General features: G+C 72.6%; 19 protein-coding genes. 10 read left to right on the forward strand and 9 right to left on the reverse strand.

Annotation, left to right across the window (positions count from 1 at the left end):
* The first annotated feature begins 13 nt into the window (after nucleotides 1–13).
* Both AB0M82_RS27875 and AB0M82_RS27880 read left to right on the forward strand, forming a co-directional pair.
* Complete coding sequence (locus tag AB0M82_RS27875) at nucleotides 14–2,698, forward strand: ATP-binding cassette domain-containing protein (RefSeq protein ID WP_364727709.1); 2,685 nt, start codon at nucleotides 14–16, stop codon at nucleotides 2,696–2,698.
* Nucleotides 2,695–3,438, forward strand: a complete 744-nt coding sequence (locus AB0M82_RS27880) for an ABC transporter ATP-binding protein (protein WP_364727712.1) — start codon at nucleotides 2,695–2,697, stop codon at nucleotides 3,436–3,438. The genes AB0M82_RS27875 and AB0M82_RS27880 overlap by 4 nt, the downstream gene beginning before the upstream one ends.
* A gap of 75 nt (nucleotides 3,439–3,513) precedes the next feature.
* On the opposite strand, the gene AB0M82_RS27885 is transcribed toward AB0M82_RS27880, so the two are convergent.
* The 3 genes from AB0M82_RS27885 to AB0M82_RS27895 are packed head-to-tail and all read right to left on the reverse strand — an operon-like array spanning nucleotide 3,514 to nucleotide 7,039.
* Entirely contained in the window at nucleotides 3,514–4,338 is an 825-nt protein-coding gene (locus AB0M82_RS27885) for an enoyl-CoA hydratase-related protein (protein ID WP_364727713.1), read from the reverse strand.
* Nucleotides 4,335–5,567 (reverse strand): acyl-CoA dehydrogenase family protein, encoded by a 1,233-nt coding sequence (locus AB0M82_RS27890; RefSeq protein WP_364727715.1) that lies wholly within the window; start codon nucleotides 5,565–5,567, stop codon nucleotides 4,335–4,337. Before AB0M82_RS27890 ends, AB0M82_RS27885 begins: the two co-directional genes overlap by 4 nt.
* 11 nt (nucleotides 5,568–5,578) lie before the next feature.
* Nucleotides 5,579–7,039: a fatty acid--CoA ligase family protein gene (locus AB0M82_RS27895; RefSeq protein ID WP_364727717.1), complete on the reverse strand. Its 1,461-nt coding sequence runs from the start codon at nucleotides 7,037–7,039 to the stop codon at nucleotides 5,579–5,581.
* Nucleotides 7,040–7,099: 60 nt separating this feature from the next.
* Between AB0M82_RS27895 and AB0M82_RS27900 the strand changes: the two genes are divergently transcribed.
* From AB0M82_RS27900 to AB0M82_RS27920, 5 genes are read left to right on the forward strand one after another with little or no spacing between them, the layout of a single operon-like run.
* Nucleotides 7,100–7,939 carry an acyl-CoA thioesterase domain-containing protein gene (locus tag AB0M82_RS27900; protein ID WP_364727719.1) on the forward strand — a complete coding sequence of 280 codons (840 nt, stop codon included), beginning with the start codon at nucleotides 7,100–7,102 and terminating at the stop codon, nucleotides 7,937–7,939.
* A 38-nt stretch (nucleotides 7,940–7,977) separates the two neighbouring features.
* Entirely contained in the window at nucleotides 7,978–8,469 is a 492-nt protein-coding gene (locus tag AB0M82_RS27905) for a MaoC family dehydratase N-terminal domain-containing protein (protein ID WP_364727721.1), read from the forward strand.
* A gap of 1 nt (nucleotide 8,470) precedes the next feature.
* Nucleotides 8,471–9,247: an enoyl-CoA hydratase/isomerase family protein gene (locus tag AB0M82_RS27910; protein ID WP_364727723.1), complete on the forward strand. Its 777-nt coding sequence runs from the start codon at nucleotides 8,471–8,473 to the stop codon at nucleotides 9,245–9,247.
* Between the two features lie 15 nt (nucleotides 9,248–9,262).
* The gene (locus tag AB0M82_RS27915) at nucleotides 9,263–10,366 is read left to right on the forward strand and encodes an acyl-CoA dehydrogenase family protein (RefSeq protein ID WP_364727725.1); all 1,104 of its coding nucleotides are present in this window, start codon (nucleotides 9,263–9,265) and stop codon (nucleotides 10,364–10,366) included.
* Between the two features lie 26 nt (nucleotides 10,367–10,392).
* Nucleotides 10,393–11,871, forward strand: coding sequence for an aldehyde dehydrogenase family protein (locus tag AB0M82_RS27920; RefSeq protein ID WP_364727727.1), 1,479 nt, complete (start codon nucleotides 10,393–10,395; stop codon nucleotides 11,869–11,871).
* 55 nt (nucleotides 11,872–11,926) lie between these two features.
* Here the strand turns inward: AB0M82_RS27920 and AB0M82_RS27925 are convergent, their stop codons facing one another.
* Together AB0M82_RS27925 and AB0M82_RS27930 are read right to left on the reverse strand one after the other, a co-directional pair.
* Nucleotides 11,927–13,075, reverse strand: coding sequence for a CaiB/BaiF CoA-transferase family protein (locus AB0M82_RS27925; protein WP_364727729.1), 1,149 nt, complete (start codon nucleotides 13,073–13,075; stop codon nucleotides 11,927–11,929).
* On the reverse strand, nucleotides 13,075–14,223 hold the full coding sequence (locus AB0M82_RS27930) for an acetyl-CoA C-acyltransferase (protein WP_364727731.1): 1,149 nt from the start codon (nucleotides 14,221–14,223) through the stop codon (nucleotides 13,075–13,077). Before AB0M82_RS27930 ends, AB0M82_RS27925 begins: the two co-directional genes overlap by 1 nt.
* A gap of 106 nt (nucleotides 14,224–14,329) precedes the next feature.
* Here AB0M82_RS27930 and AB0M82_RS27935 point away from each other — a divergent pair, with 106 nt between their 5' ends.
* The 3 genes from AB0M82_RS27935 to AB0M82_RS27945 are packed head-to-tail and all read left to right on the forward strand — an operon-like array spanning nucleotide 14,330 to nucleotide 16,976.
* Nucleotides 14,330–15,301, forward strand: coding sequence for a nitronate monooxygenase (locus tag AB0M82_RS27935; protein WP_364727733.1), 972 nt, complete (start codon nucleotides 14,330–14,332; stop codon nucleotides 15,299–15,301).
* Nucleotides 15,301–16,119: an N-acyl homoserine lactonase family protein gene (locus AB0M82_RS27940; RefSeq protein WP_364727735.1), complete on the forward strand. Its 819-nt coding sequence runs from the start codon at nucleotides 15,301–15,303 to the stop codon at nucleotides 16,117–16,119. The genes AB0M82_RS27935 and AB0M82_RS27940 overlap by 1 nt, the downstream gene beginning before the upstream one ends.
* Nucleotides 16,116–16,976, forward strand: a complete 861-nt coding sequence (locus AB0M82_RS27945; protein WP_364727738.1) for an NAD(P)-dependent oxidoreductase — start codon at nucleotides 16,116–16,118, stop codon at nucleotides 16,974–16,976. Before AB0M82_RS27940 ends, AB0M82_RS27945 begins: the two co-directional genes overlap by 4 nt.
* Nucleotides 16,977–17,227: 251 nt before the next feature.
* On the opposite strand, the gene AB0M82_RS27950 is transcribed toward AB0M82_RS27945, so the two are convergent.
* The 4 genes from AB0M82_RS27950 to AB0M82_RS27965 are packed head-to-tail and all read right to left on the reverse strand — an operon-like array spanning nucleotide 17,228 to nucleotide 23,236.
* Nucleotides 17,228–18,661, reverse strand: a complete 1,434-nt coding sequence (locus AB0M82_RS27950; protein WP_364727741.1) for an NAD-dependent succinate-semialdehyde dehydrogenase — start codon at nucleotides 18,659–18,661, stop codon at nucleotides 17,228–17,230.
* Nucleotides 18,658–20,724 carry an acetate--CoA ligase family protein gene (locus AB0M82_RS27955; RefSeq protein WP_364727744.1) on the reverse strand — a complete coding sequence of 689 codons (2,067 nt, stop codon included), beginning with the start codon at nucleotides 20,722–20,724 and terminating at the stop codon, nucleotides 18,658–18,660. Before AB0M82_RS27955 ends, AB0M82_RS27950 begins: the two co-directional genes overlap by 4 nt.
* The gene (locus AB0M82_RS27960) at nucleotides 20,721–21,869 is read right to left on the reverse strand and encodes an acyl-CoA dehydrogenase family protein (RefSeq protein ID WP_364727747.1); all 1,149 of its coding nucleotides are present in this window, start codon (nucleotides 21,867–21,869) and stop codon (nucleotides 20,721–20,723) included. The genes AB0M82_RS27955 and AB0M82_RS27960 overlap by 4 nt, the downstream gene beginning before the upstream one ends.
* Nucleotides 21,866–23,236 carry an MmgE/PrpD family protein gene (locus AB0M82_RS27965; protein WP_364727750.1) on the reverse strand — a complete coding sequence of 457 codons (1,371 nt, stop codon included), beginning with the start codon at nucleotides 23,234–23,236 and terminating at the stop codon, nucleotides 21,866–21,868. The genes AB0M82_RS27960 and AB0M82_RS27965 overlap by 4 nt, the downstream gene beginning before the upstream one ends.
* Nucleotides 23,237–23,281: the final 45 nt, after the last annotated feature.

A 23,281-nucleotide genomic window follows, 5' to 3' on the forward strand; every position in this document is an offset into this window, starting at 1 on the left:
GAAGGCGCCACCCGTGCTGCAGCTGCTGCCCTTCGTCGTCGCCGGGATCGCCGCCGGGGCGATCTACGGCCTGGCCGGGACCGGCCTGGTGCTGACCTACAAGTCGTCGGGCATCTTCAACTTCGGTCACGGCGCGATCGCCACTGTCGCCGCCTACGCGTTCTACGCGCTGCACACCGAACTCGGTCTGCACTGGACGATCGCGCTGGTCGGCAGCGTGGGAATCGTGGGACCGGCGGTCGGGCTCCTCATGGAGCGCATCGCCGCCCGGCTGGCGCCGCAGCGCATCGCGTTGCAGATCGTGGGCACCGTCGGCATCATCCTGGCGGTGCAGGGCCTGGCGACCCTGCGGTACGGGGCCAACACCATCCAGGTCGACCCGTGGCTGCCGGCCGGGCAGGCGAGCTTCCGCCTGTTCGGCGCGGTGGTCGGCTGGGGGCAGGTCACCATCGTGGCCATCGCCGTCGCCGCGGTGGCCGGGTTGTCGGCGATGTTCCGGTTCGCCCGGATCGGCCTGGCCATGCGCGCCGTCGTCGACGACCCGGACCTGCTGGCGATGCAGGCCACCGATCCGCGGCGGGTGCGGCGGATCGCCTGGGTCATCGGTTCGACCTTCACGGCCCTGTCGGGCGTGCTGGTCATGCCGCTGATCGGGCTGGACGCGGTCGGCCTGACCTTCCTGGTGGTCCAGGCGTTCGGTGCCGCCGCGGTCGGTGCGTTCGGCAACATCCCGCTGACGTTCGCCGGCGGCCTGGTGGTCGGCGTGGCCTCGGCCGTTTCCCAGCACTACGTCCTCGACGTGCCCTGGCTGAGCGGGCTGCCGTCGGCGCTGCCGTTCCTCGTGCTCTTCGTGACGTTGCTGGTGCTGCCCAAGCGCAAGCTGGTTCGTCCGTCCACAGTGGAGAAACGGCCGCCGCCGTCCTACCGTGCGCCCGGCCGCGTGCGGCTGGCCGGCGGTGCGGTCGTCCTGGCGGTCCTGCTCGTCCTGCCGCAGCTGGTCGGTCCCGACAACCTGTCGTACTGGCTCGCGGCCCTGGTCAGTGCGATCATGTTGCTCTCGCTCGGCTTGCTGGTCCGCACCTCGGGCCAGGTGTCGCTGTGCCACGCCGCGTTCGCGGCGATCGGCGCGGTGGCCTTCTCCCAGTTCGCCGTCGACCTCGGCCTGCCCTGGGTGGTCGCGCTCGTGCTGGGCGGCCTCGTGGTGGTCCCGGTCGGCGCGCTGATCGCGCTGCCCGCGATCCGGCTGTCGGGCCTGTTCCTGGCCCTGGCGACGTTCGGCTTCGGCATCCTCGTGCAGCAGCTGCTCTACCACGAGCCGTACATGTTCACGTCGCTGTCCCAGGGCAGGACGATGCCGCGGCCGGACTTCGCGCAGGAGGACGGCGACTTCTACTACGTCGTGCTGGCCGTGCTGGTCGCGGTCGCGGTGCTGCTCGTGCTGATCCAGCGTGGCCGGCTCGGCCGGCTCCTGCAGGGCATGTCGGACTCGCCGACGGCGGTCACTTCGATGGGCCTGAGCACCAGCGTGACCAAGGTGATCGTCTTCTGCGTGTCGGCGTTCCTCGCCGGCATCGCCGGGGCGCTGCTCGGCGTCGCCCGGCTGTTCGCGGTCGGCTCGGACGCGTTCTTCCAGCCGTTCACGTCCCTGCAGCTGGTCGCGCAGCTGACCCTCGCGCCGCTGGCCGAGCCGTGGTTCGCGCTGATCGCGCTGACCAACGTGATCCCCGGCTACGTGCCGGGTGACGGGGTCACCGAGGTACTGGGGACCGTGTTCGGCGTGGCCGCGGTCCTCGTCGCCGTGCGGGGCGGCGGCCCGCCGATGCCCCGGCGGCTGCGTGCCCTGCTCGACCGGCTCGGGGGACGCCGCCGCGGCGTGCCCATCGTGACCGGGGGGCCCGCCCAGCCGGTCGCCGCGGGCAGTGGAGTGTCCGTACGCGGTCTGTCGGTGTCCTTCGGCGGGCTGACCGCGGTCGACGACCTCAGCTTCGACGCGCCGCTCGGCCGGATCACCGGGCTGATCGGTCCCAACGGTGCCGGCAAGACCACGACCTTCAACGCCTGCAGCGGCCTGAACCGGCGGTTCGCCGGCCGGGTGCTGCTGCACGACCGCGATGTCACCCGGATGCCGCCCGCACGGCGAGGGCGCGGCGGCATCGGCCGGACCTTCCAGCGGATGGAGCTCTGCGAAACGCTCACCGTGGCGCAGAACGTGCTGCTGGGCCGCGAATGCGCGCAGGCGGGCTCCGGCGTGCTCGCCCAGCTCGCGGCCCGCCCCGGCGAGTGGCGGGCCGCCGAGGCCGCCGCGTGGTCGGCGATGGAGCTGTGCGGGATCACGCGGCTGGCCGACGAGCAGGCCGGCACGCTCTCCACCGGCCAGCGCCGCCTCGTCGAGCTGGCCCGCTGCCTGGCGGGCCCGTTCGACGTGCTGCTGCTCGACGAGCCGTCGTCCGGCCTGGACCACGACGAGACCGGCCGCTTCGGGGAAATCCTCCAGCGGGTCGTCGAGGAACGGGGTGTTGGCGTGCTCCTCGTCGAGCACGACATCGCCCTGGTGATGCGGATCTGCGCCGACATCTACGTCCTCGACTTCGGGCGGCTGCTCTTCCACGGCACTCCGGCCGAGGTCGCGGCCAGCCCGGCCGTGCAGGCCGCCTACCTCGGCTCGGCGGACACCCTGGCCGAAACGGAGTCCCGATGACCGCGAACAGCACTCTCGACCGCACGACTTTCGTGCCGCCGGCGCTCGAGGTGGACGGCGTGTCGGCGAGCTACGGACAGACCGCCGTCCTGCGCGAGGTCTCCCTGGTGGTGCCGGCCGGCTCGGTCGTCGCGCTGCTCGGTGCGAACGGGGCGGGCAAGACCACGTTGCTGCGCGCGGTGTCCGGCCTGCTGCCGGTGCGGTCCGGGAAGATCCGGATGTCCGGTCGCGACGTCACCGGTGAGCGGCCTCAGCGGCGGTTCGCCCGCGGGTTGTGTCACGTCCCGGAAGGCCGGGGTGTCTTCCGCGGGCTGACCGTCCGGGAGAACCTGGTCCTGCAGGGTCCCGCCCGGCGGGAGAACGAATCCGTCGAACGGGCGGTCGCCGCGTTCCCGATCCTGGGTGAGCGCCTGCGCCAGCAGGCCGGCACGCTCAGCGGCGGTCAGCAGCAGATGCTGGCGATGGCGGCCGCCTACGTGCGGAACCCGGACCTGGTGCTGGTCGACGAGGCGTCACTGGGGCTCGCGCCGCTCGTCGTCGACGAGATCTTCGGATTCCTCCGGCAGCGTGCCGCCGACGGCGCCACGCTGCTGATCGTCGACCAGTTCGCCCGGCGCGCGCTCGCGATGGCGGGCACCGCGTACATCCTGCGGCGCGGCCGGATCGTGCACGGCGGTCCGGCCGCGGAGCTGCTCGATTCGGAGCTGTTCAACTCCTACCTAGGCGTCCACGAAGACTGACCCGTCACTTTCCCTATGAAAGTGATACGGAGGACTGACCTCCACATCACTTTCATAGGGAAAGTGACACGGAAGTCAGTCCGCCGTGGGGAGGGGATCGGGTTCGGCGGGCGTCGCCGGGTCCCACGGCTCGAACAGCGGCGGCCGCTTCTCGAGGAAGCTTTCGACGCCTTCCTTGAAGTCCGGATGGCCGCGCAGGTGTCCCATCCAGAACCGGATCGCCGTCACCCGGGACTCCTCGAGTGACGTCTCCCAGCTCTCGTAGACCTGTCGCTTGATCGTGCCCATGGCGACGGGAGAGCTGGTGGCCGCCAGCGACTTCGCGTACTCCAGGGTCTTCGGCATGAGCTCGTCCGGGGCGAACACCCGGTCCGCCAGCCCCAGTGCGACGGCTTCCTCGCCGAGGACGACCCGGCCCGACAGGAGCAGGTCCAGTGCGCGCGAAGTACCGATCAACCGGGGGAGCGTCCAGGCCAGTCCGTGCTCGGCCATGATGCCCCGCTGGACGAACGCGGTGGTCAGTTTCGCCGTGGCCGAGACGAACCGCAGGTCGCAGTTGAGCGCGGCGATGAGCCCGATTCCGGCGCAGGCCCCGTTGATCGCGGCGATCACCGGCTTCGCGATGGCCGTCGGCGTCGTCATCGGCTGCCGCAGGTGCGGGTTGGTCGAGACGCCGGTGGCCACCTGGTCGGCGAGTGCGGCCGTGTCCATGCCCGGGCAGAAGCTGCGTCCCGCGCCGGTGACCACCACGACCCGGACGTCCGGGTCGGCCTCGGCGGCGCGGAGCAGGTCGTAGTAGCGGTTCTCCAGCTCGACCGACCACGCGTTGTGCCGTTCGGGCCGGTTCAGGGTCAGGACCGCGACGCCGTCGGCCACGGTCCGGGTGACGATGTCGCTCATCGGCTGTTCCTGTCCGGTCGGGGTTCCCGTGGCATGCCCAGTGCCGATTCGGCCAGGATGTTCCGCTGCACTTCCGAGGTGCCGGCGTAGATCGTGCCGGACACCGCGTGCAGCCACACCGTTGACCAGGACGCGGTCGAGTTGGGGGCGCCGGGATCGTCGGTGCGGTAGTGGCGCAGCGGGCCGCGGCCGGTCGGCACCATGGCCGCCGGGCCGAGGATGTCCATGGCCAGCTCGGTGACCGCCCGATGGTGCTCGCTCCAGTAGAGCTTCGACACCGATGCTTCGGTGCCGGTCGGCTCGCCGCGCAGCCACCGCGTCAGGACGCGGTTGCCCAGGTGGCGCATGATCTCGGCGCGGCTGTAGCAGCGGGCCAGCCGCTGCCGGACGACCGGGTCACCGTCGACGCCGCGCTCACGCGCCAGCTCGATGAGCCGGTCGATCTCGGCGCGGAACAGGATCGGGTTGGTCGCCGCCTCGTCGCCGCGTTCGAGCCCCAGCAGGCTCATGGCGACCGACCAGCCCTCGCCGACCTCGCCGACGACGTTCGCTTCGGCGGTGCGCACGTCGGTGAAGAAGACCTCGTTGAAGCCGGTGTCGCCGGTGATCATGGTGATCGGGCGGATGTCCACTCCGGACTGATCCAGCGGGACCAGCAGCATCGTGATGCCCCGGTGGCCGCGTGCGCTCGGGTCGGTGCGGGCCAGCAGGAAGATCCAGTCCGCGCTCTGCGCCTGCGACGTCCACACCTTCTGCCCGTTTACGACCCACTCGCCGTCCACCAGTGTGGCCCGGGTGCGCAGGGCCGCCAGGTCGGAGCCGGCGCCGGGCTCGGAAAAGCCCTGGCACCACTTGTCCTCGCCGCTGATGATGCGCGGCAGGAAGTACCGCTTCTGCGCTTCGGTGCCGTACCGGAGCAGCAGGTTGCCGATCATCTTGATGCCGAAAACGTCCTGGGACCCGCTCGCCGGGAGGCCGGCCTTGGCCAGCTCCTCGACGAGCACCACCTGCCGCAGCCGGTCCAGCCCGCCGCCGCCGTACTCGACCGGCCAGGCTGGTGCCAGATAGCCGTGTTCGGCCAGCACCCGGCGCCACTGCTCGACGAAGGCTTTCGCCGCGTCGCTGTCCAGCGCGCCGAGACCGCGCCAGCCTGGCGGAACGTGGGCGGCGATGAACGCACGCACCTCGTCCCGGAACTGCTGCACCTCGGGTGGGTAGCTCAGGTCCACGGCGGCCTCCGTCAATTCGTGGGCTGGGTGAGGGCTCGGCGCAGGACCTTGCCGTTCGGGTTGCGGGGAAGGGCGGCCACGAACTCCCAGTGTTCGGGCACCTTGAAACCGGCCAGCGTCGTCCGCGCGAAGGCGCGTAGTTCGGCAGGGTCCGGCGGGGCGTCGAGGTTTCGCGCCACGACGAACGCCTTCACGGCCTCGCCCACCCGCTCGTCGGGCACGCCGACCACGGCGACGTCCTCGACGTCGTCGTGGCGGGTGAGAGTCTGTTCCACCTCGAGCGGATGGACGTTCTCCCCGCCGCGGATGATCAGGTCGCCCTTCCGGCCGGCCAGGAACACGTAGCCGCGCTCGTCGACCCGGCCGAGGTCGCCCGTGCGCAGCCAGCCGTCGGCGCCGGGGGCGAACAGGTGCGGGCCGCGGGCCCTGACCTCGCCGACGCCGTTCCCGTCCGGCTCGTGCACGACCAGTTCGATCTCCGCGACCGGCCGCCCGACGGAGTTCAGCAGGTCTTCGTCGCCGGCCGCCGCCCGCTGGTGATCCTCCGGGGACAGGCAGGTCAGCGGGGCCCCTTCGGTCTGCCCGAAGAGGTTCACGAAGGCCACTCCGGGCATCGCGGCCAGCGCCCGGCGCAGCGTGCCGGGGTGGATCGGGGACGCGCCGTACTGCAGCAGGCGCAGGGTGGGGAGCGCGAAGGCGTCGGCGCGCAGCAGCGTCTCGATCATCGCCGGCACCGCCTGCGCGTGCGTGACGCCCAGGCGTCCCAGGCTCTGCCAGGCGTCCACCGTGAACCGGGGGAACGCCACGATCCGGGCGCCGGCGGCGAGTGCCACGGCGAAGGCGCCGAGCCCGCCGATGTGGTGGAACGGTGAGCTCGCGCTGTACACGCTCGCGGTGTCCAGCCGGGTCAGCCGTGCGTTGACGACCGAGCGGGCGCCCATCCGATCCTGGCGCACGTCGACCCGGCGCGGCCGTCCGGTCGTTCCCGACGTGTGCAGCACGAACGCGGTCTCGTCCGCCGCGGCGGACAAAGCGGGGGCCTCGGCGCGGGGCAGGTTTCCGACCACCGCCAGCCGACGGCCGCACCGCCGCGCCAGTTCGCCGCCGATCTCGGCCGAACCGGGTTCGCACAGGAGTACCGGGGATTCGAGGTCCGTCAGGCAGTCCGCGAGTTCGGTGACCGTGAGCCGGGGGGACAGGGGGGCGATCGGGCGCCGGGTGGCGGCGCCCGCGACGACCGTCGCCATGGCCTCGGGGCGGGTCGTCATCAGCGCCGGGACGGTACCGCCACGCGGGCAGCCTGCCGCGTCGAGCAGGGCCGCCGCGCCGCCGATCCGCCGGGCGAGCTCGGCCCCGGTCCACCCGGCGCCGGGCTCGCCGGCGGGCACCACCAGCACCCGGTCGCGACCGGCTTCCAGCGCCCGGGCCACGAGGTCGATCCACAGGGGGGTAGCGGCCGTTCGCTGGGTCATCCCTGTCCTCCACACTAATATCGCTCTATTATCTATATCAGTTAACTGTTAGGAGGCCAAGTGAACGAACCGGTGACCGATCGCCTCGTCCTGCTGGCGGACCTGGAGCGGATCGACGGGGACGTCTTCGTCGCGGCGGCTTCCGGCGAGCCGGGCCGGATGTTCGGCGGGGAGGCCGCCGCGCGCGCATTGGCGGCGGCGCAGTGCACGGTGTCGGGCGACCGCGCGGTCCACGTGGCACAGGCGACCTACCTGCGACCCGGGAACCCGGCGGAGCCGTCGTGGATCCGGGTCGACCGGCTGCGTGACGGGCGCGCCTTCTCCCTGCGGCGGGTGGACATCGAGCAGGGCGGCAAGGTGATCTTCACGGCGCTGTTCTCGTTCCACCTCGGCGCCACGGCGTTCGAACACCACGATCCGATGCCCGAGGTCCCGGCGCCCGACGAGCTCGGCGGGCCGGCCGGCTGGCCGGAGGGGCAGGCCGCGTGGCCGTCGTGGCTGGTCGGCGATCCGTCGCTGGACCTGCGGCCGGTGCCGGTGGACGGCGCGGACCCCGCCGGTGCCCGTGCGCTGTGGTACCGAGCGACCGCCCCGGTGCCGGACGATCCCGCGCTGCACGCGTGCCGGTGGCTCTACGCGAGCGATCTGACGCTGGTCGCCTCGATTCGGCTCCCGCACGAGCGCACCGCGCGCAAGACCTGGCTGATGACCTCCCTCAATCACACGGTGTGGTTCCACCGGCCGTTCCGGGTGGACGACTGGCACCTGGTGGTGCAGCGGTCCTCCCGGGCCTGCGACGGCCGCGGGCTCGCGCACGGCCAGGTCTTCACCCGTGACGGTGAGCTCGTGTCCAGTCTGGCACAGGAAGGGCTCGCGTCAGCGCTCCCACAAGGTGTATAAAGAGCTTAATAGGTTAGATGATTATGAGGAGGCTGCACGTGACGGACGACGGGGAAGCCCCACTGCTGGCGGCCGGGTTGACCTGGGACCGGATGACGCCGGGCACGGCCTTCCGGACCTCGGCGCGCACCATCACCGAGACGGACCTGGTCACCTTCGTCGCGCTGGGTGGCTTCACCGAGCCGTTGTTCTACGACGCCGGGCACGCGAAGGCGGGTGGCTATGCGGGCCGGCTGGTCCCGGGCGGGCTGGTCTACATGTTCGCCGAGGGTCTGGTGCTGCAGACGAACGCGCTGCACGGCACCGGCCTCGCACTGGTGCACCTGGACTTCGACATTTCGGAGCCCACCTACGTCGGCGACACGCTGCACGTCGTGGTGCGGACGATCGAGTCGCGTCCGTCCAGCAAGCCGGGACGCGGGGTCGTCACGAGCCGCTGTTCCATCCGGAACCAGCGAGGCGAGGAGGTCGCGGTGTACCGGCCGGTCCGGATCATCCGCGGCGCCGATTTCGCCGAGACGGAGGCGTGAGATGGCCGAGGACGCCGTCCTGGTCACGGCCGACGGTCCGGTCCGGGTGCTGACGCTCAACCGGCCCGGCACGCTCAACGCGTTCGACACCGAGCTGCACCACGCGCTGCCCAGGGTGCTGGCCGAGCTGAGCCTGGACCGCGACGCCCGGGCGGTCGTGCTGACCGGCGCCGGCCGCGCGTTCAGCGCGGGTGGCGACCTGGAGACCTTCGAGCGGCACGCGAACGACCTCGAAGAACGCCGCCGGACGCTGCGCATCGGCCGCCGCCTGTTCGACGAACTGGTCGGCCTGCACCTGCCGGTGGTCGCGGCCGTCAACGGCCCGGCGGTCGGCCTGGGGGCGACCCTGGTCACCGCCTGCGACATGGTCTTCATCGCCGAGCACGCCTTCATCGCCGACCCGCACGTCACGGTGGCGCTGGTCGCCGGGGACGGGGCCGCGGCGACCTGGCCGTTGCACACGAGCCTGTTGCGCGCCAAAGAGTTCCTGCTCACCGGGGACCGCGTGCCCGCCGCGGCCGCCGTCGAGCTGGGGCTCGCCAATCGGGTCGTGCCCGCCGAGTCGCTCATGGCCGACGCGCTCGCGTTCGCCCACCGGCTCGCGGCGCTGCCTCCGCAGGCGGTCCAGGACACCAAGGCCGTGCTCAACCAGTGGGTGCGGCAGGCGGCGGTCTCGGTGCTCGGCTTCGGGCTGGCCGCCGAGAGCCAGTCCCACGACACCGCGGAGTTCCGCGCCGTCCCCGAGGCGTACCGCGCGCGGTCCGTCCGCAATCCCTGAGCCCGGAGGTCGGCCGTGCGTTTCGCGCTGGACAAAGAGCAGGAGGACCTGCGCTCGGTCGTGCGGGAGTTCCTCGCGGACTTCTCGCCGGAGCCGGTCGTGCGGCGGCTCATGGCCGCCGACGCCTCCCATGACAGTCCGATGTGGACGAAGATGTGCGGCGAGCTGGGGCTGGCCGGGCTGGCGGTGCCGGAGGAGTACGGCGGCGCCGGGTTCACCTTCGTCGAACTCGGCATCGTGCTGGAGGAGCTGGGCCGGGCGCTGGCGGTGACGCCGTTCCTCACGTCCGTCGTCATGGCCACGACCCTGCTGCTGGCCTCCGAGGACGAACAGGCGAAACACGACTACCTGCCCGGACTGGCCGACGGGCGGCTGATCGGCACGGTCGCGCTCGCGGAGGATGCCGGGAAATGGACGAGCGAGAGTATCGGGATGCGGGCCGCGCACACCGGCGAAGGCTGGGTGCTCGACGGGCACAAGTCGTTCGTGCTGGACCTGATGAGCGCGGATCTCGTGCTCGTGGTCGCGCGTGCCGGCGACCGCCTCGGGGTGTTCGCCGTCGAACCCGGGGCCGCGGGGCTGGACCGGCAGCCGTTGCCGGTGCTGGACCAGACCCGCAAGCAGGGGCGGTTGACGTGCGTTGCCACTCCCGCCAGGCTGATCGGCGGCTGGGCGGCCGTCGACCGGATGCTGGACCTGACGGCCATCGCCGTGAGCGCGGAGATGCTCGGCGGCGCGCAGCGGACCCTCGAGATGGCCGTGGCCTACGCCGGCGTGCGGCAGCAGTTCGGCAGGCCGATCGGCTCCTTTCAGGCGATCAAGCACAAGTGCGCCACGATGCTGGTGGAGGTCGAGGCGGCCCGTTCGGCGGTCTACTACGCGCTGTGGGCCGCCGCGACCGACGCACCCGGCCTGGCCGCGACGGCCAGCCTCACCAAAGCTTTCTGCTCCGACGCCTACCTGCTCACGGCGGGGGAGAACATCCAGATCCACGGCGGCATCGGCTACACCTGGGAACACCCGGCCCACCTGTACTTCAAGCGGGCGAAGAACACCGCCCTGTTCCTCGGCGACCCGGACTTCCACCGCGAACAGCTCGCCCGCCGCATCGGCATCTGAGCCCTGCCCGAACCCAGGAGGAACCCATGACAGCACACGCGGCGCCCGAGGGCCGGCTGTACATCGACGGCGAGTTCCGCGACGCGGCGGGCGGCGGACGGTTCGAAGTCCTGAACCCGGCCGACGAATCGGTCGTCGGCACCGCGGCCGACGGACAGGCCGGTGACGTCGCCGCGGCGGTCGGGGCCGCGAGGCGGGCCGCCGACGAGACTTCGTGGCCCACCGACCACGCCTTCCGCGAGCACGTCCTGCGCCAGTTGCAGGAGGCGCTGCGCGACGAACGCGCGTCGGCCGCGTCGATCCAGATCGCCGAAGCCGGTACCCCGGTGTCGAACATCGCCGCGCACATCGACGTGATGATCGAGGACATGTCGTTCTTCAACGACCTGATCGGGCGCTTTCCGTGGGAGCGCGGTTTCGGCCCCCACCAGGGTGTCGGACCGCGGAGCGACCGGCGCGTCCGGTACGAGCCGTACGGCGTCGTCGGCGCGATCACGCCGTGGAACGCGCCGTTCATGACCGATCTGTGGAAGATCCAGCACGCGCTGGCCACGGGCAACACGATCGTGCTCAAGACGGCTCCGGACACCCCGCTGACCGGGGCCTTCATCGCCAGGGTCGCGCACGAGCGGACCGACCTGCCGCCCGGCGTGCTGAACGTGGTCAGCTCGCGGGACAAGGCGGCGGCCGGGGAGGCGCTGACCGGTGACCCCCGGGTGGACATGTACCACTTCACCGGTTCGCCGGCGGTGGGACAGCGGATCTACGAGCGCGGCGCCGTCGGCATCCGCAAGGTCTGCCTGGAACTCGGCGGCAAGTCCGCCAACCTCATCCTCGACGACGCCGACCTCGCCATCGCGATGCCGATGACCGTGGGCATGTGCATGTCGAACAGCGGGCAGGGCTGCGCGCTCGCCACCCGGCTGATCGTCCACGCTTCCCGCTACGACGAGGTGCTCGACGCGCTGACCGCCGCGGTCGGGGGACTGCCGTGGGGCGACCCGGCCGATCCGGCCACCTTCGTCGGGCCGATCATCAACGCCGCCCAGCTCGCCCGGATGGAGGGGCTGGTGGACCGGGCTCGCGAAGCCGGCGCGCGGGTCCTCGTCGGCGGCCGCCGTGGCGATTCGCCGACCGGTGGGCGGGGGTTCTGGTACGAGCCGACGGTGGTCGCCGACGTCGACGAGAACGCCGAGCTCGCGCAGACCGAGGTCTTCGGTCCCGTGCTGACCGTGGTGCGCTACGACGGAGGCGACGACGAAGCGGTGCGAGTCGCCAACAACTCCCGCTACGGGCTTTCCGCCTACATCCAGACCCAGGACCCCGAGCGCGCCTTGCGGCTGGCGAACCGCATGAAGGCCGGGACCGTCAACGTCGGTCCGTCGTTCTACCTCTCGCCGGACACGCCGTTCGGCGGCTACGGCATCAGCGGCGTGGGCCGGGAGCACGGCGAGGACGGCTTCCGCGAGTACCTCCAGGCCAAGACCATCGCCACGCCGGCGTGACCCCAGGCTTCCCGGTGCCCTGTCCCGTAGTTCGACGGGACAGGGCACCGGGAGTTCAGCTCGGCTCGGCGCCGATGACGCCGGCCGCCCGCAGGTTCGCGACCTCGTCGTCGGCCAGCCCCCAGTCGCGCAGGGCGGACCCCGAGCCCTCGCCGGGGCGCGGCGGTGGGCCGGCGATCGCGCCCGGGGTGCGCTGCAGGCGTGGTGCCGGGGCGGGCTGCACGACGCCGAACGCCGTCGTGAACACCTCACGGGCCCGGTTGTGCGGGTGGGTGGTCGCCTCGGTCAGGCTCAGCACCGGCGTGACGCAGGCGTCGGTGCCGTCGAACACCTTCTCCCACTCGTCCCGGGTCCGGGAGCGCAGCACCTCGGCGATCACCGACCGCAACGCTTCGCGCTGGGCCGGGTCGTCGCGGTCGGGAACTGTCCGCGGGTCGAGCCCGAGCCGCTCCAGGAACTCCGTGTAGAACTGCGGTTCGGCGGCCGCGACCGCCACGAATCGCCCGTCGGCGGTTTCGTGGACGTCGTAGTGCGGGGAACCGCCGTCGGAGAAGTTCACCCCCACCTCGTCCACCCATCGGTCCTGGGCGAGGAAGCCGTGCAGCATCGCGGTGAGTGAGGCCACGCCGTCGACCATCGCCGCGTCGATCACCTGACCGAGGCCGGAGCGGGACGTCTCCAGCAGGGCGCAGGCGATGCCGAAGGCCAGCACCATTCCGCCGCCACCGAAGTCGGCGACCAGCCCGGGTGGGGTGGCCGGGCGCTGCCCGTGCCGCGCGAACAGGCGCAGGGCGCCGGACAGCGCGAGGTAGTTGAGGTCGTGTCCGGCGGTCGCGGCCAGCGGGCCGTGCTGACCCCAGCCGGTCATCCGGGCGTAGACCAGGCGCGGATTGCGGCGCAGGCACACGTCGGGAGCGAGGCCCAGCCGCTCCATGACGCCGGGCCGGAAGCCCTCGACGAGCACGTCGGCGCGCTCGGCGAGCCGCAGGACCGCGTCCGCGCCACCGGGCGCCTTCAGGTCGACGACCACGGACCGCCGGCCGCGGTTGAGCACGGCCCTGGCCGGATCGCCCGCGAGGGTGGACACCGGGCGGTCGACGCGGAGCACGTCCGCGCCCATGTCGGCCAGCATCATCGCGGTGTAGGGGGCCGGGCCGAGCGCGGCGAGCTCCAGCACCCGGATCCCGCTGAGCGGTCCGGGCATCAGCGCATCCGCTCGATCAGCGTGCCGGTGCCGAGGCCGCCGCCGCAGCACATGGTGACCAGCGCCCGGCGACCTCCGGTGCGCTCCAGTTCGTGCAGCGCCTTGGTGATCAGGATGCCGCCGGTGGCGCCCAGGGGGTGGCCGAGGGCGATCGCGCCGCCGTTGGGGTTGACCCGGTCGAGGTCCACCCCGATTTCGCGCTGCCAGGCCAGCACCACCGAGGCGAACGCCTCGTTGATCTCGACCAGGTCGAGGTCGTCGGTGGTCAGCCCGGTGCGCTCGAGGAGCTTGCGCGTCGCGGGAATCGGCCCGGTCAGCATCAGCTCCGGGTCGCTGCCGACCAGCACGGAGTCCACGATCCGGGCCCGCGGCCGCAGCCCGAGCTGGTCAGCGCGCTCCTCGGTCATCAGGAGGACGGCGGAAGCGCCGTCGGCGATCTGCGACGACGAACCCGCCGTGTGCCGCGCCGGGGCTCGGTCCGGCAGGTTGGGCTTGAGCGTGCCCAGGACGTCGAGGCTGGTCGGGCGCGGGCACTCGTCGGTGTCGAACGTCGTCGCGCCGGCCTTCACCGGGACGATCTGGTCGCGGAACCGGCCCTCGGCGACGGCCTCGGCCGCCCGGTGCTGGGAGAGCGTCGCGAAGGCGTCCAGCTCGGCGCGGTCGAGCTCCCAGCGCTCGGCGATCCGCTCGGCCGCTTCGAACTGCGTGGTGGCCTCCCAGTGCTCGGCGTACCGGCCGCCGCGGCCGTCGCCGAGCGCGGCGATCGAACTCGAGCCCATCGGCACCTGGCTCATCGACTCGACCCCGCAGGCGACGGCGATGTCGCACAGGCCACCGGCGACGAGCCCGTGGGCGAGGGTGTGCGCCTGCTGCGCCGACCCGCACTGGACGGTCACCGTGCTCGCCGGGACCTCCAGTGGCAGCCCCGCGCCCAGCCAGGCGTTGCGAGCGACGTTGCCACTCTGCTGACCGACTTGGCCGACGCACCCGCCGACGACCTGGCCCACCAGCGCCGGGTCCAGCCCGGTCCGGTCGAAGAGGGCGACGAGCACGTCGCCGAGCAACTCCGGGGCGCGGTGTCCGGACAGCGTTCCCCGGCGCTTGCCGACCGCGGACCGGACCGCGTCGACGATGACCACTTCGGTCACGGGTACCTCCTGGGCTCGGCGTTTATCAGGTAGATTGTAGCAATCAGATTAACTATCTAACTGTTAAGCTGGCGACTGTGGCCAGGCTGACTCCGGGAGACAGACGATGATCCAGACGCGCTTCACCGAAGTCTTCGGTGTCCGGCACCCGATCGTGCAGGGCGGGATGCAGTGGGTGGGCACCGCTCCGCTCGTCGCCGCCGTCGCGAACGCCGGCGCGCTGGGCCTGATCACCGCGCTGACCCAGCCGAACCCGGAGGAACTGCTTCGGGAGATCGGCCGCTGCCGCGACCTGACCGATCAGCCGTTCGGCGTCAACCTCACGATCCTGCCGAGCATCAAGCCGCCGCCCTACGCCGAATACCGCGCGGCCATCGTCGAGTCGGGCGTCCGGATCGTGGAGACCGCCGGGTCCAACCCGGCGCCGCACCTGCCGCACTTCCACGAGGCCGGGATCAAGGTGCTGCACAAGTGCACGAGCGTGCGGCACGCGGTCAAGGCGCAGGCGGTCGGCGTCGACGGCGTCAGCATCGACGGCTTCGAGTGCGGCGGGCACCCGGGCGAGGACGACATCCCCGGTCTCGTGCTCGTCCCGGCCACCGTCCGCCGGCTCGACATCCCGGTGATCGCCTCGGGCGGTTTCGCCGACGGACGCGGGCTGGTCGCCGCGCTCGCGCTCGGCGCGGACGGCGTCAACATGGGCACGCGTTTCCTGTGCACGGCCGAGGCGCCGGTGCACGAGCGCGTCAAACAGGCCATTGTGGACGGTGACGAACGCGACACCGAGCTGATCTTCCGCCCGTTGCGCAACACCGCGCGGGTGGCGCGCAACAAGGTCAGCGTCGAGGTCGTGCGGCTGCTGGACGAGGGCGCGCAGTTCGCCGACATCCGCGAGCTGGTCGCCGGGGTGCGCGGCCGCGAGGTGTTCCGCACCGGCGACTTGGACGCCGGGATCTGGACGGCGGGCTGTGCCCAGGGGCTGATCGACGACATCCCCACGGTGGCCGAGCTGGTCGGCCGGATCGTCGACGAGGCCGAAAAGCTGATGGAGGCGGGACTGCCCGCGCTGGTATCGTGATGACGCCGGGCTTCCGCGTCTTCGCCATCCGCTACGCCCATCGCGAAGGCGTGGCGGCCACCGAGGTCTTCCACCACGCCACGTCCGCCGACGAACCGCGGGCGATGGCCTACTACCTCTGGCTGGTCACCGGCCCGGCCGGGGCTTTCCTGGTCGACACGGGTTTCGGGTGCGAGGTGGCCCGCATCCGCGACCGGGAGGACTGCCTGCGCGGGGATCCGCTGGACGCGGTGCGCGCGCTGGGCGTCCAGCCCGAGGAGCTGTCCGACGTGGTCCTCACCCATCTGCACTTCGACCACTGCGGCGAGCTCGGCCGGTTCCCGAGTGCCCGGTTCTGGCTGCAGCGACGGGAAATGGCCTTCTGGACCGGGCCCGGCGCGAGCCGCCCGTCGTTCCGCCGGGTCGTGATGAGCCAGGACCTCACCGACGTGGTCGAGCTGAACCTCGCGGGCCGGGTGCGCTGGGTCGACGGGGACGCCGTGGTGGCGCCCGGGCTGTCCCTGCACCACGTCGGCGGGCACACCGCCGGCATGCAGGTGGTGCGGGTGGACACCGGATCCGGTGTGGTCGTGCTCGCCTCCGATGCCGCCCACTACTACGACAACCTTGAAACCGACCGGCCGTATTCGGCCCTGGAGTCGGTGAGCGGCGCCCACGCCGCGTTCGACCGGCTGCGCGAGCTGGCGGGCCCGGCGGGCGACATCGTGCCCGGCCACGACCCCGCGGTCATGTCGCGCTACCCGGCGGCGGGCCCCGGCCTGGCCGAGGTGGCGGTCGAACTGACGGCGCCGAAAATCGAGAGCGAGGAACTGTCATGATCCGCACAGCGGTGATCGGCCTGGGTGCCATGGGCGGGGCGGTGGCGGAAAGGCTGTTGTCCCAAGGGTTTCCGACGCTGGTTCACGACATCGACCCGGCCGCCGTCGCCCGGCTCGTCGAACTGGGCGCCACCGCCTGCGTGCCGGCGGACGCGGGTGGCGCGGACGTGATCGTCACCAGCCTGCCCAACGACCGGATCGTCCGCGACGCGGTGATCGGCAGCGGCGTCCTGAAGAACTGGGCGGGCCGCGTCCTGGTCGAGCTGAGTACGACCCTGCCCGAGACGGTGCGGGCGGTCGCCGAAGCGGCCCGGCCGCACCAGGTGGCGGTCGTCGACTGCCCGGTCAGCGGCGGCCCGGGCGAAGCGCTCGCGGGCAAGCTCGTCCAGCTCGTCGGGGCCGACGAGGACGCGCTGGAACGCGCCCGGCCGGTGCTGGCGGTCCTCGGCACGATCGAGCACGTCGGCGCGGTCGGCCACGGCAAGACGGTGAAGCTGCTCAACAACCTGATGGCCATGGGCAGCATCGTGGTCGCCGCGGAGGCGTTCACCCTCGGCGTGCGGCTCGGCCTGGACCGCCACGAGCTGTTCGACGTGCTCAGCCGCTCGGGCGGGCGCTCGTTCCACTTCCTCAAGCGCTGGCCCTACGCGCTGGCCGACGACTACCACGCCCGGTTCGCGGTGGCGCTGGGGGAGAAGGACATCCGGCTCGGGCTGGAACTGGGCCACGAAAGCGGCTACGTCATGCCGGTGACCGGCATCGTGCACCAGATCTTCGAGATGGCCAGGGCCAAGGGCCTCGGCAACGAGGACGTCGTCGCCGTGCTCAAGGTCTACCAGGAGTGGGCCGGGCTGTGAGCCCGGGCAGTTAAGGATTCCTCTGCCGCGCAAGCGGTCAGCGGAACCGCCGTGAATGTCGCATTGAGGGACTCTATGTCCCTCAATGCGACATTCACGGCCTTGGGCGAGCACCTGAAACCGGGCCAATCGGGCAGCTTGACAGGCTCGCTGCCGCAGCCAACTGCCCGGCCTTGGTCATTCGCGACACCAGGCCGAGTGGTGAGGCCGCCCGGATGCGGCGGAAGCGACTTTGCCGGAACCCTGAGGGGTCAGCTGCGGCTCACGTACTTGAGCCGCTGGAACCCGCCGAGGCCTTCGGCCCCGCCCTCCGTGCCGACGCCGCTGAGGTGGAACCCGCCGAACGGGGTTTCCGGCAGGGACGGCCGCCAGCTGTTGACCGCCACCGACCCGGCTTCCAGCTCACGCGCGATGTGCGCGGCGGCGCGCGAGTCGCCGGTCCAGGCGTAGGACGCCAGGCCGAACGGCAGCCGGTTCGCCTCCGCCAGTGCCTCGTCCAGGTCGTCGAACGGCGTCACCGTCTTCAGCGGACCGAACGGCTCGACGGTGCCGGCGAGCGAGTCCGGCGGCACCGACGTCAGTACGGCCGGGGCGAAGAACCACCCGGTGTCGCCGATCCGCTCGCCACCGGTCTCGACGACGGCGCCGCGGGCACGGGCGTCGGCCGTCATCTCGGTCAGCGCCCGCAGCCGCCGCTCGGTGGCGACCGGTCCCATGTGGACACCGTCGGCGCGCCCGTCGCCGACCTTGCGGCCGCGGACCGCGTCGACGAAGGCGGCCAGGAACCGGTCGTGCACGTCGGCGTGGACGAGAAACCGGGTGGGGGAGGTGCAGACCTGGCCGGAGTTTCGGTAGCACGCCGGCACCGCCGAGCGCGCGACCGACTCGACGTCGGCGTCCGCGAGCACCAGGACCGGCGCGTGCCCGCCGAGTTCCATGGTCATCCGGGTCATCGACGGCGCGCCCAGCGCCCGGAGCTCGGCGCCGACCGCGGTGGATCCGGTGAAGGTGACCGCTCGCACGACCGGCGAGGTCACCAGGTGACGCCCGATCATCGGCGGGTCGCCGAAGACGACGTTGAGGACGCCATCGGGCAGCCCGGCCTCCCGCAGGGCCGCGGCCATCATCAGTGCCGCCGTCGGGGTTTCCTCGGCCGGTTTCAGGATCATCGAGCAGCCGGCGGCGAGCGCTCCGCCGATCTTGCGTGCCGGTGTCACGGCCGGCGCGTTCCACGGCGCGAACGCGGCGACCACGCCGACCGGTTCGACCACGGTGTGCTGCAGGGTCTCCGGATCCCGGGCCGGGATGACCCGGCCGTACGACCGGCGGGCCTCCTCGGCCGCCCATTCGAGGTGCTCGGCGGCCAGGAGAACCTCGGCGCGCGACTCGGTCAGCGGCTTGCCCAGTTCGAGGGTGATGACCATGGCCAGGTCCCCGGCCCGGGCGCGGATGAGCCGCGCGCCCTCGCGCAGCACGCGGCCGCGCTCGACCGGGGACGTCCGGCGCCAGCCGGGGAAGGCCCGGCGTGCGGCGTCCAGCGCCTCGTCGAGGTCCGCGGCGGTGGCGACCGGCAGTTCGGTGAGCGTCTCGCCGGTCGCCGGGTTCTCGACCGGGCGGGTTTCCGTCCCGGAACCCCGCGTCCAGCGGCCGTCGACGAGCATCCGGGGCTCGGGGTGGGAGATCACTCTGCTTCTCCGTTCGTCGGCACCTCGCGCAGCCGGACGACGGCGTCGAGCGCGACGACGCCTTCGCCGTCCGGGCGGACGAGCACGGGGTTGAGTTCGGCTTCGACGACGTCACCGCGCGCGGCCAGCTCCGACACGGCGACGACCAGCCGGGCCAGCGCCTCGAGGTCGCCGGGCTGCGCACCGCGATGGCCTCGCAGGGCCGCGATGCCCTTCACCTCGCCGAGCATGCGGTGCGCGGTGGCGAGGTCGACCGGGGCCGGGCTGAGGCTGCGGTCGGCGTAGATCTCCGTGAGCACGCCACCGGCGGCGACCAGCACGAGCGGGCCCGCGTCCGGGTCGATCCGGTAGCCGACGAGCACCTCGCCGACGCCCGATTCCATCGACTGCACCAGCACCTCCGAGATCTCGACCCCGCCTCGCGTGGCCACGTCGGCGCGGATCCGGCGAGCCGCGTCGCGGACCTCCTCGGCTGTCCGCACGTTCAGCACCACACCGCCGACGTCGCTCTTGTGCCCGAGCGCGGGGGACAGCGCCTTGACCACGACCGGGAACCGCAGGCCCGGATCGGCGCCGAGGTCGTCGATGGGAATCACCCGGTGGGGCGCGGCTTCGACGCCCGAGGCGGCCAGCAGGGCGTACGACGCCGCCTCGTCGAGCGGGCGACCGGCGCCGGGCTCACCGGGCATGGGCGGTGACACGCTGCGTGGTGCTCGTCGTGCGAGTGCCGCGGCGATCGCGTCGGCACACGATTCCGGCGTGCGGAATGCGGGAACACCGGCGTCGGCGAGCATGGTCAGCGCCTCCGGCGCGTGCGGCACGAGGAACGCCGCCAGCCGCTCCCGGTGGGCGCGGTCGACGATCGGGCGGACCGCGACCTCGGGCTCGAACCGGGCCGAGGACCCGACCACGGCGACGACGAGGTCGAACTCGCCGCAGGACAGCAGCACGTCCAAGGCCGCGGACATCACCTCGTACCGGGTGCCCGCCAGGGTGAGGTCGACGATGACGCCCGGAGCGGCCGGCGCGCCGGCCGCGGCGAGCCGGGCGAGCGTGGCCGGCGTGGGTCCCGCCACTTCGACGCCCAGCACGCCCAGCTGGTCGACGACCATCGCGGCGCCCCCGCCGGTGGTCGTGACCACGCCGACCCGCCGGGTCGTGCCGGTGTCCACCGGGGTCCTGGCGAGCAGGGGGAGGCCTTCGAGCAGGCCGTCGAGGGTGTGCGCGCGGGCGATCCCGCAGTCGGCGAGGAAGGCCGCGGCCACGTCGTCCTCGCCCGCCAGGGAGCCGGTGTGGGACACGGCCAGCTCCGCGGCGGCCCGGGAGCGGCCCAGCTTGTAGGCCAGCACCGGCTTCCCGTGCGCCGCGGCCTCGCGGGCGAAGGTGCGCAGGCTGTCCGCGTGCCGCAGGTTCTCCAGGAACAGCAGGAACCCGGTGACGTCGGGGTCGGCCACGGCGGCGCCGCAGATCTCGCCGATCCCGAGGTCGGCTTCGCCGCCGACCGACACCAGGTGGGAGCAGGCGGCACCGCGGGACAGCAGCGCGCCGATGAGGCTGCCGGAGTGCGAGGCGACGAAGATCCCGCCGGGCTTCAGGTCCGGGTCGGCGAACGCGGCGTTGGCGGTGAGCGTCAGGCCGGTGCGGGTGTTGACCAGGCCGAGGCTGCTCGGCCCGACGACGCGGGTGCCGGATTCCCGGGCCATGGCGACGAGTTCCCGCTGCCGCGCGGCGCCGTCCGGCCCGGCTTCGGCGAAGCCGCCGGACAGGACGGTCACCACCGGCACGCCGAGGTTGCCGCACTGCCTCACGGCGTCGAGGGTGGCCGCGGCCGGGGTCATCAGGAACGCGTGCTCGGGCACCTCGGGCAGGGCGTCGAGCGACGGGAAGGCGGGCTCTCCGTCGATGACCCCGGCTCGGCTGTTGACCGGGTAGACGGCGCCGGCGAACCCGCTGCGCCGCAGGAAGCGCAGCGGGCGTGACGACGCCTTGGCGGGATCCGTGGAGGCACCGACCAGCGCCACGCTGCGCGGCGTGAACAGGGCGGCGGCGAGATCGGCCGTCACTTCGGGGCTCGTTGGCTGAACCGGCGCCCCAGGACGTCTTCGGCGATCCGGTTGCGCAGGATCTCGAGCGAGCCGCCCGCGATCATCCAGCCCCGCGTGCGACGGAAGCAGTACTCGACCAGGGTCTCCGTGCTGTAGCCCATCGCGCCCATCACCTGCATGGCCTGGTCGGCGGCCTGGAAGCCGGCCTGGTTGGCCGCGAGCTTGGCGACCGAGGTCTCGTAGGCCGACGGCAGGCCATCGTCCGCGTTGGCCGCCGCCCGCTCCAGCAGGAGTTCCGCGCCGTCCAGCGCCACCGCCATGTCGGCGAACTTCCACTGGACGCCCTGGAAGTCGGCGAGCGGGCGGCCGAACTGCTCGCGCTGGAGCACGTGGTCGCGGGCGATGGTGAACGCCAGCCTGCCCAGTGCGAGCGAGCGGGCGGCGTTGCCGAGCCGCTCGACGTTGAATCCGCTGATCTGCTTTTTGAAGCCGCCGGGCCCCAGCAGCACGTTCGCGGCGGGGACGTGGCAGTTCTCGAAGTACAACGGCGCCCACTGCTCGCCGCTCAGGTAGCTCGACGGCTTGCCGATCTCCAGCCCGGGCGTGCCGCGTTCGACGAGCACCGAGCCGATGCCGCCGACACCGGGGCCGAAACGGAGGTAGACGAGGAAGACGTTCGCCTCGACGCTGTGGGTGGACCAGATCTTGGTGCCGTTGACGACGTATCCGCCGCCGTCCGGCTCGGCGCTCGTGGTCAGGTCGGTGACGGCCGAACCCGCCTCGGGTTCGCTCATCGCCAGCCCCAGCAGCGTCGTGCCGGCCAGGAACCCGGGCAGGAAGCGAGCTTTCTGTTCGTCGCCGGCGTACTCGGCGAAGGTCCGGAGCGCTCCGAAGTTGCCTGCCTGCACCACATCGGCGCTCTTCGGGCAGACCAGGCCGATCTCCCGGATGGCCGTCACGGCGTCCAGCAGGGTGGCGCCCTGGCCGCCGTCGCTTTCCGGCACCGTCAGCCCGAGCAGGCCCTGCCGGGCCAGTAACTCCGCGACGTCCCACGGATAGCCGGGCGCGTGTGCTCGTTCGAGCGCTCCGGCGGCCAGCCGGTCGCGGGCGAAGGCCCGGACCGACTCGGCGAACGCCGTCCGCTCGTCGGTGCTGGTCGTCATCGGGAATTCCTCTCGTTCACGTCCGCGAGCCCGGACACGATCGCGGCGATGTCGTCGAAGGCCCACACGGCGGCGGCGACGCCCGCCGCGCGGCCGGCGCCGAGGACGGGGTCGGCGAGCAGCCGGAACTTCGCCGTGAGCTCTTCGTCGGCCAAGGGGCGGCTCGGCTCGCCGCGCGGCTGGCCGACCTCGTGGCACAGCGCGGGCCGCCCGGCGCGGTGCACGGTGACCCGGGCCGGGCGCTCGGCCGGATAGCGGGCGTCGAACTCGGCGCCGGCCACGACCTCGACCCGCGCCGCGAGCGCGGCCACCTCGGCGGACGCCCGATGGGCCGCGTCGAACTGCGCCAGGCCGGCCTGGCCGTCGAGCAGGGTCACCGCCACCGCGTAGGGCAGGCTCATCTGCGCGTCGATGAAGCTACCGAACGTCGTGTGCGCGTGGGCCGCGGCGACCGAGTAGGTCTCGACGCGCACCGCCGTCACCGCGGCGAGGTCGTGTTCCGCCCGCAGGTCCAGCAGCGCGTCGATGGCGCTGTGCAGGTGGCGGCAGCACGGGTGGACCTTGACGTAGGTGTCCCGCAGCGCCCAGCGCTCGCCGAGCCCGTCGAGCAGCTCGGCCGGGCGCCACGCGTCGCGGGCAAAGGCGTGAAAGTAGCCGTTGGCGCCTTCGAGCGCGGTCGCCGGACCGCTGACGCCCAGCCGAGCGAGGTGGGCGGACAGCAGGCCGTCGCGGGCCGCCTTGCCGGCGTGCAGCCGCTTGACCTCGGCGCCGCTGCCCAGGAACTCGAACAGCCCGCCCGAATGCGAAGCCGCGACACCCAGCGCCGAGGCCACGTCGGCCCGGTCGAGGCCGAGCACCACCGACACCCCGGCCGCCGCACCCACCACGCCCGCCAGCGCGGTGTTGTGGAACCCGGCCTCCCGGGTCGCGGGATGGGCGGCGCGGGCGAGGCGGCAGGTCACCTCCACGGCGGTCGCGACGGCGCGGAGCACGGTGCCGGCCGGGGCGCCGGTGCTCTCCGCCGCCGCCAGGACGGCCGGGACCGTCGGCGCGCTCGGGTGCACCGAGCCCGGGGTGTAGCCGTCGTCGATGTCGAGGGCGTGTGCGGCGGTGCCGTTGGCGAGCGCCGCCCCGGCGGCCGAGGCCCGCCCGCCGCCGACGATCGCGGCGTGGTCGCCCGGATACATCGCGGCGACGAGGTCGCGTACCGCGGCTGCCACCGGCGTCGCCGAACCGGCGATCGCGGCCGCGAGGCAGTCCAGCACGAGCCGCCGGACCTGGTGGGCGACCGCGGCGTCCGGCGTCGCCCGTTGCATGCCGTGCACCCACTCGGCGAGCTGTGCCGTCGCGGGAGAACCGTCACGCACTCGGGGCCGCCTTCGACTGGACGTTAATAGTCAATTCATCTAACT

The organism is Amycolatopsis sp. NPDC051128, from assembly GCF_040682715.1.
In the GTDB taxonomy this organism is placed as follows: domain Bacteria; phylum Actinomycetota; class Actinomycetes; order Mycobacteriales; family Pseudonocardiaceae; genus Amycolatopsis.